This window comes from Rhizobium sp. 01N48 (assembly GCF_056399145.1).
The window spans coordinates 53,468-67,491 of sequence record NZ_JBFTQT010000006.1; the positions used below are offsets into that span (position 1 = coordinate 53,468).

Below are 14,024 nucleotides of genomic sequence, written 5' to 3' on the forward strand. Positions count from 1 at the left end.
TCCCGGAAGGTCGATTACGTCACTTGAAGTTCGAAACTGCTCGACAGTTAAGGTGTGGCAGGTGGTGTCGCCCATGCTGGCTGGCTGCGCCAATCTGGCGGAAATCCCATGACAGTCTCGTCGGCAAGCGGGCAGGAATCGATAAGGTCCGCCAGCTGCTGTCGCCATGTTGTTGCTGGGGCTATGATCCCCATCAGATATCCAAGTGCCGCGAGCGTATTATAAATGCGCCGCTCCGATGCCGGATTGATTGCAAGCTGCAAGGGAGTTGGAGAGTTCGGCATCATCATCGTCACGGTGAACTGCTTGTTCCAAAGCCGCCCGTGATGGGCGCATATGTTGCGTATGTAGGTGAGATGGTGCGTGAGCGAGATGAGCACCTTTTCGTCAATCTGATACGGCTTGGCGATCGCCTGCCGATCGGAGCGGAGCTTCAAATTGCTGTACCATTTGGAAAGTTGCCCGAGGGAAATGACCTCCGCGATCATCCATATCGGCGGATGCCGAGGCTCGTCGTATTTTTCCAGATAGTGCACGATGAACGTGTCCTTGGACCGGTCGATTTCGTTTGTGAGGGTCCGGCAGGCGCGATCATAATGGTCTGCGCGAGCGTATAGCGCCGGATCAAGATACCCGTGCGGGCCATATTTCATCGCCAGATGGTGTGCCCAACTGCCGCGCAAGGAAACCTCGACGCGCTCGACAGCGTCCATGATATGCAGGCGAAGGCGACGATCGAAAACGTAAAGGGCAAGCACGTCGTCAAACGAGGTTTCCGGTTTGAACTTGTGTTCACCCGTCCCGGCAGTGATCTGTTCGAAAGGAAGCCAGTAAGCGCGTAGCCGGTAGTAGCTTATGTGCTGTAGGCAATGCAGCGCATGGCCAACATCAGGGACGACCATGCCCCTGGCTTGCAGCAGCGCTAACTGATCGACAATTGCAACCGAGGGCTTTGTGAATCTCATCCCTAATTCATAGGTGGATTCTGCAAGCCAGAAAAGAGAAACCCGCCGGGGTGCGCAGTTCGAAACAGAGTTTCGTCCGAGGCGTGGCGGGTCTTGTTAGAACGAGATATGGCCTACGGAGGTTAGCAAAGCAATAAGGTACAAAGGAATATTTTGCTATTTTGAATATAGCCGCTTGGTCAGCCCATAGGCGACACTCGCAATTCCATCGCTTAAATCTAAGAGAAGAAAATTTGGTGGAGCTAAGCGGGATCGAACCGCTGACCTCTTGCATGCCATGCAAGCGCTCTCCCAGCTGAGCTATAGCCCCATCAGGGTGGACCGGTTTGTGCCGGGCCTGGGATGCTTCTCGAAGCGCTTGTCCTCGGGAAGTGGCGGCTTAATACGTGCGGTTTTCGCAGATGGCAAGCCTAAAAAATCGGCCCGGTGAATTTTTCTCGCCCGGGCCGATCCTTGTTCGAAATCAGACGTCTTCTTCGTCGCCGGTCACGCCGATGATGTCGCTCATGTCGTCATCGTCGTCGTCTTCGTCGGCTTCCAGGAAGGTATCGTCGTCGTCATCGCCCTCGATTTCGACGTCGTCGTCGCCCATGTCAGGGATATCGTCGCCGGATGCATCGCCGTCTGCGTCCTCGAGCGAGACCAGTTCGACTTCCGTGCTTTCGGTATCGACTTCGGCCACTTCTTCCTCTTCCTGCGCGGCTTCAGCAGCGGCCGCAGCCGAGCTTTCGACGAAGAAGGAGAGCGGGTAGGTCTTGCCCGTGTAAGGAGAAACGATCGGGTTCCGGTTCAGGTCGTAGAATTTCTTGCCGGTTTCCGGATCGGTACGCTTGGTTCCAAGTTCAGCTTTCGCCACTGTTGAGCCTCGTGATCGTGAGAATGGCCGAACCTGAGTTCGGCAAATGCCGTTGAAACCGGCGTTCTGTTCGGAATTTATAAGCCGGTCCCCATAATCGTTGCGGGCCGCCATGTCAAAGCCTAACTTCATGGGCCGTGACCGCAAGCGCCATGCGCCGCGCCGGATGACCGGGCCGATGCTTTGTGCTAGTGAGCCGCGAATACTCGATGGGCAACGTGACGCCGGCAGTTCCCGGTGGTCAGGACGGATGGGCGACATGTATCAGCCACCGCATTTCAGGGAAGATGATCTCGGCGTCCAGCACGCTCTGATCAGGGCGCATCCGCTCGGCCTCTTGATTACGACCGGCGCCTCCGGCCTGATGGCCAATTCCGTGCCCTTTCATCTCGATGCGGCGGCGTCCGAAAAGGGTACGCTTCGGCTGCATCTGGCCAAGGCCAATCCGCAGTGGCGCGATCTCCAAGATGGCGCCGAGCTGCTTGCCGTCTTCCAGGGCGCCGACAGCTATGTCACGCCCTCCTGGTACGAGACCAAGCGCGAGACCGGCAAGGTGGTGCCGACCTGGAACTACGCCGTGGTGCAGGTGCGCGGCACGGCCCGCGTGATCGACGATGCAGACTGGCTGCTTGCGCAGATCACCGCGCTGACCACGCAACACGAGACGCCGCGTGAAAAGCCATGGGCCGTCAGCGATGCACCGGAGGCTTATGTGAAGGCGCAAATGAAGGGCATCGTCGGCGTCGAGATCGAGATCACCGCCATCGAAGGTAAGTGGAAGGTCAGCCAGAACCGGCCGATCGCCGACCGCGAAGGTGTGGCCGCGGGGCTCGGCGAAACGGCGGGCCAAGGCGAGATGACGGATCTCGTGCGCCTCTATGGCGGCCTCGCTGACGCCGGCAAATAGAGTTGAGACACCGGCCGATCGATATCGGCCGACAGCAATGCCTGAAAACATCGGGCGGGATAGAAAGACAAGCATGCCGACCAGTTCAGACCATTTTGTCATCGCCATCGATGGACCGGCCGCCGCCGGCAAGGGCACGCTTTCGCGCCGCATCGCCGAGACCTATGGCTTCCACCATCTCGACACCGGCCTGACCTACCGCGCCACAGCCAAGGCGCTGCTCGATGCCGGCTTGCCGCTCGATGATGAGGCGACGGCGGAAAAAATGGCCCTCGAGGTTGAACTCGCCGGGCTCGATCGCGATATCCTGTCGAAGCATGAGATCGGCGAAGCCGCCTCGAAGATCGCGGTGATGCCGTCGGTGCGCCGTGCGCTGGTCGAGGCACAGCGCAAGTTTTCGGAGCGTACGCCGGGCACGGTGCTTGATGGGCGCGACATCGGTACGGTGGTCTGCCCGCAAGCACCGGTGAAGCTTTATGTGACGGCTTCGGCCGAAGTGCGCGCAAGGCGCCGTTTCGACGAGATCAAGGCCAAGGGGATCGCCGCCGATTTCGCGGCGATTTTCGAAGACGTCAAGCGACGCGACGAACGCGACATGGGAAGGGCCGACAGCCCTTTGAAACCAGCCGAAGACGCGCACTTGCTTGATACGTCGGAAATGAGTATAGAAGCCGCGTTTCAAGCCGCGAAATCGGTCATCGATGCGGCCTTGAACCGAAATTAAGATTTGAGGCGTTCCGCCAGGCTTTGCCCTGACCGCCTTAAACGACAGCCTGAAATTCCGTCCAAGCGCCGGATTGCCTTCGATGAGAGGGCGGACGGGGATCAGGCTCATTCAACACGAACCAACCGGCGCATACGTGTCCAGATATCCGGACACGCAGGAGATTTCATGTCAGTAGCTACTCCCTCTCGCGAAGATTTCGCGGCCCTTCTGGAAGAATCCTTTGCCAAGAACGATCTGGCTGAAGGCTATGTAACCAAGGGTATCGTAACGGCAATCGAGAAGGACTCCGCCGTTGTCGACGTTGGCCTCAAGGTCGAAGGTCGCATTCTGCTCAAGGAATTCGGCGCCAAGGCCAAGGACGGCACGCTCAAGGTCGGCGACGAAGTCGAAGTTTACGTTGAGCGCATCGAAAACGCTCTCGGCGAAGCTGTTCTGTCGCGCGAAAAGGCTCGCCGCGAAGAGAGCTGGGTCAAGCTCGAAGCCAAGTTCGAAGCTGGTGAGCGCGTTGAAGGCGTTATCTTCAACCAGGTCAAGGGCGGCTTCACGGTTGACCTCGACGGCGCGATTGCCTTCCTGCCGCGTTCGCAGGTCGACATCCGTCCGATCCGCGACGTTACCCCGCTGATGCACAACCCGCAGCCCTTCGAAATCCTCAAGATGGACAAGCGTCGCGGCAACATCGTTGTATCGCGTCGTACGGTTCTGGAAGAATCCCGTGCCGAGCAGCGTTCTGAAATCGTTCAGAACCTCGAAGAAGGCCAGGTTGTTGACGGCGTCGTCAAGAACATCACCGATTACGGTGCGTTCGTTGACCTCGGCGGCATCGACGGCCTGCTGCACGTCACCGACATGGCATGGCGCCGTGTGAACCATCCGTCGGAAATCCTGTCCATTGGCCAGCAGGTCAAGGTTCAGATCATCCGCATCAACCAGGAAACCCACCGCATCTCGCTCGGCATGAAGCAGCTCGAGTCGGATCCGTGGGATGGCATCCAGGCCAAGTATCCGGAAGGCAAGAAGATCTCCGGTACCGTCACGAACATCACCGACTACGGTGCGTTCGTCGAGCTGGAGCCGGGCATCGAAGGCCTGATCCACATCTCGGAAATGTCCTGGACGAAGAAGAACGTACACCCCGGCAAGATCCTGTCCACGAGCCAGGAAGTCGAAGTCGTCGTTCTCGAAGTCGATCCGTCCAAGCGTCGTATTTCGCTCGGCCTCAAGCAGACCCTGGAAAATCCGTGGGCGGCATTCGCTCGCAACCATCCGGCCGGCACTGAAGTCGAAGGCGAAGTCAAGAACAAGACCGAATTCGGCCTGTTCATCGGCCTCGACGGCGATGTTGACGGCATGGTGCACCTCTCTGACCTCGACTGGAACCGTCCGGGCGAACAGGTCATCGAAGAATACAACAAGGGCGATGTCGTTAAGGCTGTCGTTCTTGATGTAGACGTCGAAAAGGAGCGCATCTCGCTCGGCATCAAGCAGCTCGGCAAGGACTCGGTCGGCGAAGCTGCTGCTTCCGGCGACCTGCGCAAGAACGCTGTTGTTTCGGCTGAAGTCATCGCCGTCAACGACGGTGGCATCGAAGTGAAGCTCGTAGACCACGAAGACATCACCTCGTTCATCCGCCGCGCTGACCTCGCTCGCGATCGCGACGACCAGCGTCCGGAGCGCTTCTCGGTTGGCCAGACGGTTGACGCTCGCGTCACCAACTTCTCGAAGAAGGACCGTAAGGTCATGCTTTCGATCAAGGCTCTGGAAATCGCTGAAGAGAAGGAAGCCGTTGCACAGTTCGGTTCGTCCGACTCTGGCGCTTCGCTCGGCGACATCCTCGGCGCGGCTCTGAAGAACCGCGGCGAATAATCGCCAGCCGTCAGGCTTGAAGAATAAGAGAACCCGCCGGAGCGATCCGGCGGGTTCTTTGTTTTGGGGAACTGTTCGTGGCGGTCAACGGTCGTTTCGTGTGGCTACTCCCAGCCGACCATCCGCCGGTAGCGCGCATAGGCCTCATCGCTCGCCGGCGCCATCGGCAGGCCGGGACCCGGCAGCATCAGGATAGGCTCGCCCGCCTCGTCAAGCATCGGCGTTGCGATCGCGGATTGCTGCGCGGCCATGAATGCAACGTCCTCGCTGTCATCCGCGGCAAGGTCGTGCTTCTCAAGCGTCCCCGCCTGGTCCGCGCCATCCTGTTCGTCGCCGTCTTCGTTCTCGTCGCCCTGGTCGATATTGCCGTTGTGGTCTTCGCGGTTCATCTCGCGCGAGCCGGCATCGTCGGTCTCGTCCTTGGCGAAGTCGTAAGGCTGCGGCGCATAGGGCACGCCCTCGATGACCTTCATCAGAACCGGCGCGTAGGTGGCGTCGATCATCTGCCGCGTTGCCGATGGCGTGTCGGTATCCGCTTGTGCCGGCTGCCGCGCGGCCGCCTGCGCCGCCACGGCCTCCAGCGGCGAGGGGGCTGCCTGCGCCGTCATCGGCTTCGCGAGCCCGTTCGCCATCAGCATCTGCTCGGCGGGGCGCTTCAGATTATCCGGTATGTCGGCGATCAGCGTGTCGTCGAGCAGGACGTCGATATCGACCGCCGGCTCGACGTCCGCCGCCTCGAGCAGCGTCTCAGTCGCCTGATCGCGGATGATGACCACGATCATGTCGGTCTCGTCCTTCGACAGCGAAGCCGGAATGCCGACCCAGCTCTTCGGGATGATCGGATCGGCCTTGGTGTCGCGCGTGACTGCTGGCTCGGCGGCGACCTCGGTTGCCTCCGCTTCGGCAGGCAGAGCGGATGCCTCCGCTGCGACAGGCGCTTCCGCCGCTTCGTCGGCCGAAAGCGTGGCGCTTGCGGCGGTGATCGCAGCCTTCGGCTCCGCGCGTTCGGCGACGGGAGCCATTGGTGCTTCGTCGGTCATCGCGGCCTGTGCGGTCGCGTCGCCTTCGTGGTCCGCGTTCCCAGCTGCCGCCGTCGACGTCGCCGCATTCCTGGCTCCAGCGCTCTCAGGCGCTGCGGTCGTGGCGCGGGGTGCTGACGCGACTGTATCGCGATGCAGACTGATCTCCGGCCGCTGCTCCGGGCGCGCCGGCGAACCATCGTTCTGGCTGTAGGATTTGAGAACGGCGCGTGTCGCGAGATCGCGATCCCTCGTGCCGATGGTTTCGAGATAGGCGGCGATGCGCGTCGCGGCGGGGCCGGCCGGGTTCTGTAGCGCTTCGGCAAGCAGCCGCAGCGGGATGGCGTGGCCCTGGGCCGCCAGCTGGCGCTCGATCACTTCGATCTTGGCGGGCGGCAGTTTCTGGATCGCGTCAGCCAGCCGCGATGCGAAGACCAGATCCGGTTCGTTATCGTCGCGCGGCTGCGAAAGCGCCTCTCCGGTGGCGGTCAGCACATTGAGCAGCGCCTCGACCATGCGGGCGCGAACGGCAAGCAGCAGGATGTTGAGCTTGGCCGTGGCGCCGGACGTCAGATCAGGGCTCTCGACCTGGTTGACCGGCGCAACCGCGGCGACACCGCGCACGATGTCGCTGGCGCTCAGCGCCGAGGTGGAGCCCTGCGAGGGAAAGCTTGAGCTTGACGCTGCACGAACCGGAGACAACATGGCATGCTTCCTCTTTCGTAAAATGCGCTGAAGCAGGTTACAGGGGAGCCGCGTTCATCGGGCTGTTTTGCATTCTCCGGCGATGTCGCGTGCCTGGAGGACGCTGCATCGCGCCACGGAATGCTCAGAAGTTAATGAGCATCCTAGTGATTCACCGTTAACGAAGCACTAATCATTCGGTGCGTGGCGGCACACTTAGGCTTTGCGTGGTGAGAAGCCGGCAAGCAATCTCAGCTGTGCGCGAAAATATCCGTCTCGCCCCAGCCAAGCAGGTCGAGCTTGGCGCGGGTGGGAAGGAAGGCGAAGCAGGCGGTCGCATGCTCGAACCGCCCGTCGCGAATGAGGCGGTGGGTGAGCTTGTCGCGCAGCGCATGCAGATAGAGCACATCGGACGCCGCATATTCGAGCTGCGCCTGCGATAGCGTCTCCGCGCCCCAGTCGGAGGATTGCTGGGTCTTGGAGATATCGACCTCCAACATCTCCTTCAGATTGTCCTTCAGCCCGTGCCGGTCCGTATAGGTACGGCAAAGGCGCGAGGCGATCTTGGTGCAGAACACCGGCGTCGTCGTCACGCCGAAAGCATTGAAGAGCACCGCGATGTCGAAGCGGCCGTAATGGAAGATCTTCTCGTGTGTCGGATCCGAAAGAAGCGTCACAAGGTTCGGCGCCTCGGTCTGGCCGGCCGCGATACGGATCACGTCGGCCGAACCATCGCCCGGCGAAAGCTGGACGACGCAGAGCCGGTCGCGGCGCGGCACGAGGCCGAGCGTTTCGGTATCGATCGCGATCGCGCCGGTATAGCGGGCTGCATCGGCGGCGGAAATGTCGCCTTCGTGGTAACGGATCGTCGCGGCCATGCTGTCGTCTTTCGCTGAGTAATGATGTTCTGGCGCTATATAGACCCGAAAGCCGCGATCGCAAACCACGCCATTTGGCGTGACGTGGTATCAATCAGCCGCGCGCGGCATCCGGCGCCTTCCTCTGCCAGTCCGGCAGCGGGAAGATGCGATCGTAGGCGAGATTGAACACGAACGCGTAGACCAGATAGAAGAGCGCGAAGGACACGTCCATCATGAAGGCCTGCAACAGGCTGATGCCGAGATACCAGGCGATCAGCGGCAACAGCGCCACAAGCAGACCACCCTCGAACAGCACGGCATGAAGCACGCGCACGGCAAGGCTCTTCTTCGTGCCGCCGGTCAACCGCTGCATCACATGGTCGAAGCCGAGATTGTAGAGATAGTTCCAGCCCGTGGCGATCGTGGCGCCGGCAACGCCGACGACGCCGATGTCGGCGACAGGCATGCCGAAGGCCAGCGCGCCGAGCGGCGTGACAAGGGCAAGACCGATGATTTCGAAGCTGATGGCGTGACGGATACGGTCGGATGTGGATCGCATGAATAACCCCTGTGGGATAGTTCGGGTCGTCCCGAGTTTTTGCCCAGAAGGGGGAGGTCGTCCTCGCAGCGCTGATATAGTGATCTCGCCCGCCAAGGGCAAGATCGTGATGCTCAGTAGTGCGGCGGCCTTGTGATCGCCGGCGCTTCCAGCGCTTGTTCTTCGAGCGAAAGGAAGCGCTCGGTCAGCCGGTCCAGCTTGGCGCGCGTCTGCTCGACCACCTTCCACTGCTCCGTCAGCTGGTCGGACAGTTCCTCGATCGTCTTTGCCTGGTGGGCGATGGTTTCCTCGAGTTGGGTGATACGATCGGTCTGATCAGACATCGGGCTCTCCTTGCCACGACCGGCCAGATGAACCGGTCATGTGATTGCGCTCTCCAAAGCGGAAATAGGCCGCAAGGTCAATCGTTTCGAGAGGGGGCGCCGCCGATTCACAAAGTGAACCGTTTGGTTACTAAAAGCCCTTGCCGCATCTTTTTTTGTGCGCTAGGCCGATGGGTACCAGGGAGGAATACAGATGGATATCGGCAATGGATTTCTGTATCCGGACCGGCTCTTTCCGGCCGATCCGGCAACGCGCAGCATAGCGCGCGAGCTTTACGAGAGCGTCAGCGGTCTCCCGATCGTCAGCCCGCATGGGCACACCGAACCCTCCTGGTTCGCCGACGACAAGCCCTTCGAGGATGCTGCCTCGCTGCTCGTCATTCCCGATCACTATCTCTTCCGCATGCTGCACAGCGTCGGCGTCAAGCTCGACGATCTCGGCGTTCCCCGCCTCGACGGCAAGCCTGTCTCGTCTGGCCGCGACATCTGGCGCACCTTCGCCGCGCACTATCATCTCTTCCGCGGCACGCCGTCCAGCCTCTGGGTCGATCACGCCATGTCGGCCGTGCTCGGCTGCGAGGAGCCGCTGACATCAGGGAATGCGGACGCGCTCTACGATCATATCAACGCGCAGCTGGCCCTGCCGGAGTTCCGCCCGCGCGCGCTCCACAAGCGCTTCGGCATCGAAACAATCGCCACCACCGAGGGCGCGCTCGATCAGCTCCCGCATCACCAGAAGATGGCCGAGGATGGCTGGATCGGCCGTGTGCGCACCACTTATCGCCCCGATAGCGTCACTGATCCCGATGCCGTCGGCTTCCGCGAAAATCTCGCGAAGCTCGGTGAGCTCACCGGTTGCGACGTCGCGAGCTGGGATGGCCTGATCGAGGCGCATCGCAAGCGCCGCGCCTATTTCCGCCAGTTCGGCGCCACCGCGACCGACCACGGCGTCCCCACCGCGTTTACCGCCGATCTCCCGCATTCGGACAAGCAGCGGCTGCTCGACCGGGCGCACAAGGGCACGCTCGAGGCTGGCGAGGCCGAACTTTTCCGTGGCCAGATGCTGACCGAGATGGCCGGGCTTTCGGCGGAAGACGGCATGGTCATGCAGATCCACGCCGGCTCGCGTCGCAATACCGACCGCGAACTCTTCCAGACGCGCGGACCGAACATGGGCGCCGATATCCCGACGCCGACCGATTGGGTCGGCGGGCTCTCGGCACTTCTCGCGAAATACGGCCATGCGCCGGGCCTGCGCGTCCTGCTCTTCACGCTCGACGAAACGACTTACGCCCGTGAACTGGCGCCGATGGCCGGCCACTGGCCCTGCTTGATGATCGGCCCGCCCTGGTGGTTCCACGACAGCCCGGCCGGCATCCGCCGCTATCTCGACCAGGTGGTGGAGACGGCCGGCTTCGCCAATATGGCCGGCTTCAACGACGACACGCGCGCGCTGCTCTCCATCCCCGCCCGCCATGATGTCTGGCGCCGCGAGGTCTGCGGCTTCCTGGCGACGCTGGCCGCCGAACACCGGATATCGCGCCAGGATGCGGCAATCGCCGCCGCCGATCTCTCCTACGGCAACGCCAAGAAGGCCTACAAGCTGTGACCGAACGACTGACGCGCCTCACCGGCCTCGCACATACAGCCAAGCTCCCCGCCTTCAACCGGGATGTGCTGAAGCCTGGTATACTGCATCTCGGCCCCGGCGCTTTCTTCCGCGCCCACTTCGCGCCCTATACGGATGCGGCGCTGGCGCTTGCCGGCGGCGATTGGGGTATCGAGGTGGCAAGCCTGCGCACCGCCGATGTCGCCGATCACTTGAACGAGCAGAACGGCCTCTACACCATGCTGGTGCGCGACACGGAAGGCACTGTCGCGCATGTCATGGGCCCGATCCTGAAAGCCCATGTCGCGACCCGCAATCCCGACGAACTGTTGGCCAGGCTCGAAGACCCCGCCATCCGAATCGTCAGCCTGACGGTGACCGAAAAGGCCTATGGCTTCGATGCCGCCACCGGCGGTCTCGATCTCAAGCATGCGGATATCGCGGCCGACCTCGCAAACCGCCACACACCGCGCGGCGTCATCGGCTATCTCGTCGAGGGCCTCGCCCGCCGCCGCGCCAAGGGCGTAGCACCCTTCACCCCTCTCAGCTGCGATAACCTGCCAAGCAACGGCGCCGTCTTGAAGCGGCTCGTGCTAGATTTCGCCGGCCGCGTCGATCCCGAGCTCAAGGCCTGGATCGAGGCCAACGTCCCATTCCCCTCGACCATGGTCGACCGCATCACGCCTGCCAGCACCGAGGCCACCTATCGCGACGCCGAAACGCTCATCGGCCGCGTCGATCTTGTCGCGATCGAAACCGAACCCTTCACGCAATGGGTCATCGAGGACAGCTTCGCCAGTGGCCGCCCGCAATGGGAAAAGGCCGGCGCGCTGATGGTCGAGGATGTCTCGGCCTATGAGAAGATGAAGCTGCGCATGCTGAACGGCGCGCATTCGCTGCTCGCCTATCTCGGTTATATCGGCGGCTATGAATTCATCCGCGACGTGATGGACGATACCGGCTTAGCCGCCCTCGCGCGCCGCCACATGAACGCCGCCGCCGCCACGCTCGATCCGGTTCCCGGCATCGATCTGGAAGCCTATGCCGACGAATTGACAGCCCGCTTTGCAAACAAGGCGATCGCCCACCGCACCTACCAGATCGCCATGGACGGCACCCAGAAGCTGCCGCAGCGCCTGCTGGAGCCGGCGACGGAAGCACTGGCCGATGGCAGCAAGGCCGAAACCTACGCCATCGCCGTCGCCGCCTGGATGCGTTACGCGCTCGGCATCGACCGCAACGGCAAGGCCTACGAACTCCGCGACCCCCGCGCCGGCGAGATCGCGGCATTGCTGGCGGACATCCCCCGCAACGGCGGCGCCGTCGCTGCCGCTTTGTTCGCGCTTCCCGGCCTTTTCCCGGTAGCGCTGACGGAAAACCTCGCCTGGACCGAGGATGTGGCCAACAAGCTCGACATCCTCATCCAGGACAACAAGCTGCCGCTGTTCTAGCGGTGGTTACTCATTCGGCATAATGTGATGTGGCGGCGAAGATCTCCGCCGCCACACAAGTGATGATGCTCAAGCCCCCGGCTGGGATCAAAACTCTTCCCAGCTGTCCTGCTTGACCGCGGCGTTGCCGACGAAGGCGCTGGCGAGCTTGTTGCCCAGCGCCTTGACGGGCGATGCGACGGGCCGTTCGGTGCCCTTGGCGGCTCGCAAGGGTGCGGCTGCCTGCTGACGTTGTCCGCCCGAAAGCTTGAACATGGTCAGAAGCTCGTTGAGGGACGACACCTCCTGCGACAGGCTGTGGGTCGCCGCCGTGGTCTGCTCGACCATCGCGGCATTCTTCTGCGTGTCCATGTCCATCTGATTGACGGCGGTGTTGATCTGCTGCAGGCCGGAGCTCTGCTCCTGCGCCGCCTCGACGATCGCGCTGACGTGGTGGTTGATTTCCTGGACTTCCGTCACGATCGATTCCAGCGCCCGTCCCGTGTCGCCCACGAGCTGAACACCCTCCTGCACCTGGGTGTTGGAAGCGGTGATCAGCGTCTTGATCTCCTTGGCGGCGCTTGCCGAGCGCTGGGCGAGCTCGCGCACTTCCTGCGCCACTACTGCGAAGCCCTTGCCTGCTTCGCCGGCACGCGCAGCTTCCACGCCGGCATTCAGCGCCAGCAGATTGGTCTGGAAGGCGATCTCATCGATCACGCCGATGATATTGTTGATCTCGCTCGACGATTTCTCGATCTGCTCCATGGCGGACACGGCGCGGCGAACCACCTCGCCGGACTTTTCCGCACCGGCCTTGGCGCGGCTGACCAACGCACCGGCATCCTGCGCGCGCTTGGTGGAATCCTTAACCGTGGTGGTGATTTCCTCAAGAGCCGCGGCTGTCTGTTCGACGGCGGCGGCCTGCTGTTCGGTCCGCTTGGCGAGATCGTCGGCGGCCGACTTGATTTCGTTCGAACCGGATGCGATCCCCGAGGCATTGCCGGCAATCCGGCTGAGTGTCGATTGCAGCTTTTCGGCCGAATTGTTGAAGTCCATCCGCACCCGATCGAGTCCGTCCGCGAAGGGCTGCTGGATGCGATGCGAGACGTCGCCATCCGATAGATGCGCAAGGCCGTCCGCGAGGTTTTCGACGGCGAACTTGATGGCCTCGGCCTCCTTGGCCTTTTGTGCCTCGCGTTCGATGGTCTGCTGCTCGGACAGGCTGCGGTTTGCCACCGCTTCCTGTTCGAGGCGGGTGCGCTCAAGTGCGTTGTCGCGGAAAACGGACACGGCCTGCGCCATCTCGCCGATCTCGTCCTTGCGTTCGAGGCCGGGGACATTGTCGCGGGTTTCGCCGTTGGCCAGCGTCATCATGCGGTTGCGCAGGTCATGAATGGGGCCGGCAATGCCGCGCGAGATGATCAGCAGCGCCGCGGTGATGCCGAAAAGGAAGACGATGCCGAGAGCGGCCAGCGAGGTGACGATGATGCTGTCGCTTTCGCTGGCGATCGCCTTGCTCGTTTCGCCGATTTCCGTCGTCTTCGCCGTGATGACGTTGGCGATGTCCTTCGACAAGCCGAGGATCAGGTCATCCGCCTTGCCGAGTTCGGCCTTCGCCTGCTCGTCGGCATTCGTTCCGGCAAAGGCGGTGGCCTTGTCGAGAATGGCGATGATCGCGTCGGCCTTGGTGATGAAGCCGGTAATCTCGGTGGCTTTTCCCGGCAGGTTGTCCTTGGCGAGACCAAGGCGTTTCTTCAGCGCGTTGGTGCTGTTGCGATAATACTGATTGGACGCCTGGAATTTGGCGTCGGAGGGATCCTGCAGAGTGATCTGGTAGGCGGCAGCCGAAATGGCGTTCAGGTTGCGATCGGCGCGTGCAAGGTCGATGGTCGCCGCGTTGTCGATGGTGATGAAATCGGAATAGCGCGTGTTGGCGCTCTTGTAGTTGCTGGACACCCACGCGACGCCACCGATGCCAATCAGACAGATCGGAACGATGACAGACAAGATTTTGGTGCTAATTTTTCGGTTCTGCAAAAAGGACACGTAAAACCCCATGATTCGACGGCCGTCCCTGGCTTCCCCGTGTTGGAAGCCGTTGCGACGGTGGAGAAATGGACATTCACGGGGAGACGCTCAGTCATTGAGCGAAGTGGACGGCGACGTCTTGTAAGGCTGTCACGCATAACCCGGGAGCGGGCGAACGAGACCGCAGCGCG

General features: G+C 61.9%; 12 protein-coding genes and 1 tRNA gene. 5 read left to right on the forward strand and 8 right to left on the reverse strand.

The window, feature by feature from the left end; genetic code table 11:
• Positions 1–47 precede the first annotated feature (47 nt).
• The 3 genes from AC1DOG_RS13440 to AC1DOG_RS13450 all read right to left on the reverse strand — a co-directional run bounded on the left by AC1DOG_RS13440 (position 48) and on the right by AC1DOG_RS13450 (position 1,821).
• On the reverse strand, positions 48–965 hold the full coding sequence (locus AC1DOG_RS13440) for an Abi family protein (protein ID WP_477928617.1): 918 nt from the start codon (positions 963–965) through the stop codon (positions 48–50).
• Positions 966–1,199: 234 nt separating this feature from the next.
• Positions 1,200–1,275 (reverse strand) — tRNA-Ala (locus tag AC1DOG_RS13445).
• Between the two features lie 153 nt (positions 1,276–1,428).
• Complete coding sequence (locus AC1DOG_RS13450; RefSeq protein ID WP_018899129.1) at positions 1,429–1,821, reverse strand: TIGR02300 family protein; 393 nt, start codon at positions 1,819–1,821, stop codon at positions 1,429–1,431.
• Between the two features lie 259 nt (positions 1,822–2,080).
• Between AC1DOG_RS13450 and AC1DOG_RS13455 the strand changes: the two genes are divergently transcribed.
• From AC1DOG_RS13455 to rpsA, 3 genes are all read left to right on the forward strand, one after another.
• Positions 2,081–2,728, forward strand: coding sequence for an FMN-binding negative transcriptional regulator (locus AC1DOG_RS13455; RefSeq protein ID WP_477928620.1), 648 nt, complete (start codon positions 2,081–2,083; stop codon positions 2,726–2,728).
• Positions 2,729–2,801: 73 nt separating this feature from the next.
• Positions 2,802–3,452: a (d)CMP kinase gene (gene cmk / locus AC1DOG_RS13460; RefSeq protein WP_477928622.1), complete on the forward strand. Its 651-nt coding sequence runs from the start codon at positions 2,802–2,804 to the stop codon at positions 3,450–3,452.
• 168 nt (positions 3,453–3,620) lie between these two features.
• Entirely contained in the window at positions 3,621–5,321 is a 1,701-nt protein-coding gene (gene rpsA / locus AC1DOG_RS13465; RefSeq protein ID WP_018899132.1) for a 30S ribosomal protein S1, read from the forward strand.
• A gap of 104 nt (positions 5,322–5,425) precedes the next feature.
• Here rpsA and AC1DOG_RS13470 read toward each other — a convergent pair whose 3' ends face one another.
• From AC1DOG_RS13470 to AC1DOG_RS13485, 4 genes are all read right to left on the reverse strand, one after another.
• Positions 5,426–7,045, reverse strand: coding sequence for a hypothetical protein (locus tag AC1DOG_RS13470; protein WP_477928624.1), 1,620 nt, complete (start codon positions 7,043–7,045; stop codon positions 5,426–5,428).
• Between the two features lie 230 nt (positions 7,046–7,275).
• Positions 7,276–7,902: a ribonuclease D gene (locus AC1DOG_RS13475; RefSeq protein ID WP_477928626.1), complete on the reverse strand. Its 627-nt coding sequence runs from the start codon at positions 7,900–7,902 to the stop codon at positions 7,276–7,278.
• A 94-nt stretch (positions 7,903–7,996) separates the two neighbouring features.
• Positions 7,997–8,443 (reverse strand): PACE efflux transporter, encoded by a 447-nt coding sequence (locus tag AC1DOG_RS13480; protein ID WP_477928628.1) that lies wholly within the window; start codon positions 8,441–8,443, stop codon positions 7,997–7,999.
• Positions 8,444–8,556: 113 nt separating this feature from the next.
• Entirely contained in the window at positions 8,557–8,766 is a 210-nt protein-coding gene (locus AC1DOG_RS13485) for a SlyX family protein (RefSeq protein ID WP_018899136.1), read from the reverse strand.
• A gap of 193 nt (positions 8,767–8,959) precedes the next feature.
• Between AC1DOG_RS13485 and uxaC the strand changes: the two genes are divergently transcribed.
• Together uxaC and AC1DOG_RS13495 are read left to right on the forward strand one after the other, a co-directional pair.
• On the forward strand, positions 8,960–10,375 hold the full coding sequence (gene uxaC / locus AC1DOG_RS13490) for a glucuronate isomerase (RefSeq protein WP_477928631.1): 1,416 nt from the start codon (positions 8,960–8,962) through the stop codon (positions 10,373–10,375).
• Complete coding sequence (locus tag AC1DOG_RS13495) at positions 10,372–11,826, forward strand: mannitol dehydrogenase family protein (RefSeq protein ID WP_477928633.1); 1,455 nt, start codon at positions 10,372–10,374, stop codon at positions 11,824–11,826. Before uxaC ends, AC1DOG_RS13495 begins: the two co-directional genes overlap by 4 nt.
• Positions 11,827–11,913: 87 nt before the next feature.
• Here the strand turns inward: AC1DOG_RS13495 and AC1DOG_RS13500 are convergent, their stop codons facing one another.
• A complete protein-coding gene (locus AC1DOG_RS13500) occupies positions 11,914–13,863 on the reverse strand; it encodes a methyl-accepting chemotaxis protein (protein ID WP_477928635.1) in 1,950 nt (649 codons plus the stop codon).
• Between the last annotated feature and the right edge of the window lie 161 nt (positions 13,864–14,024).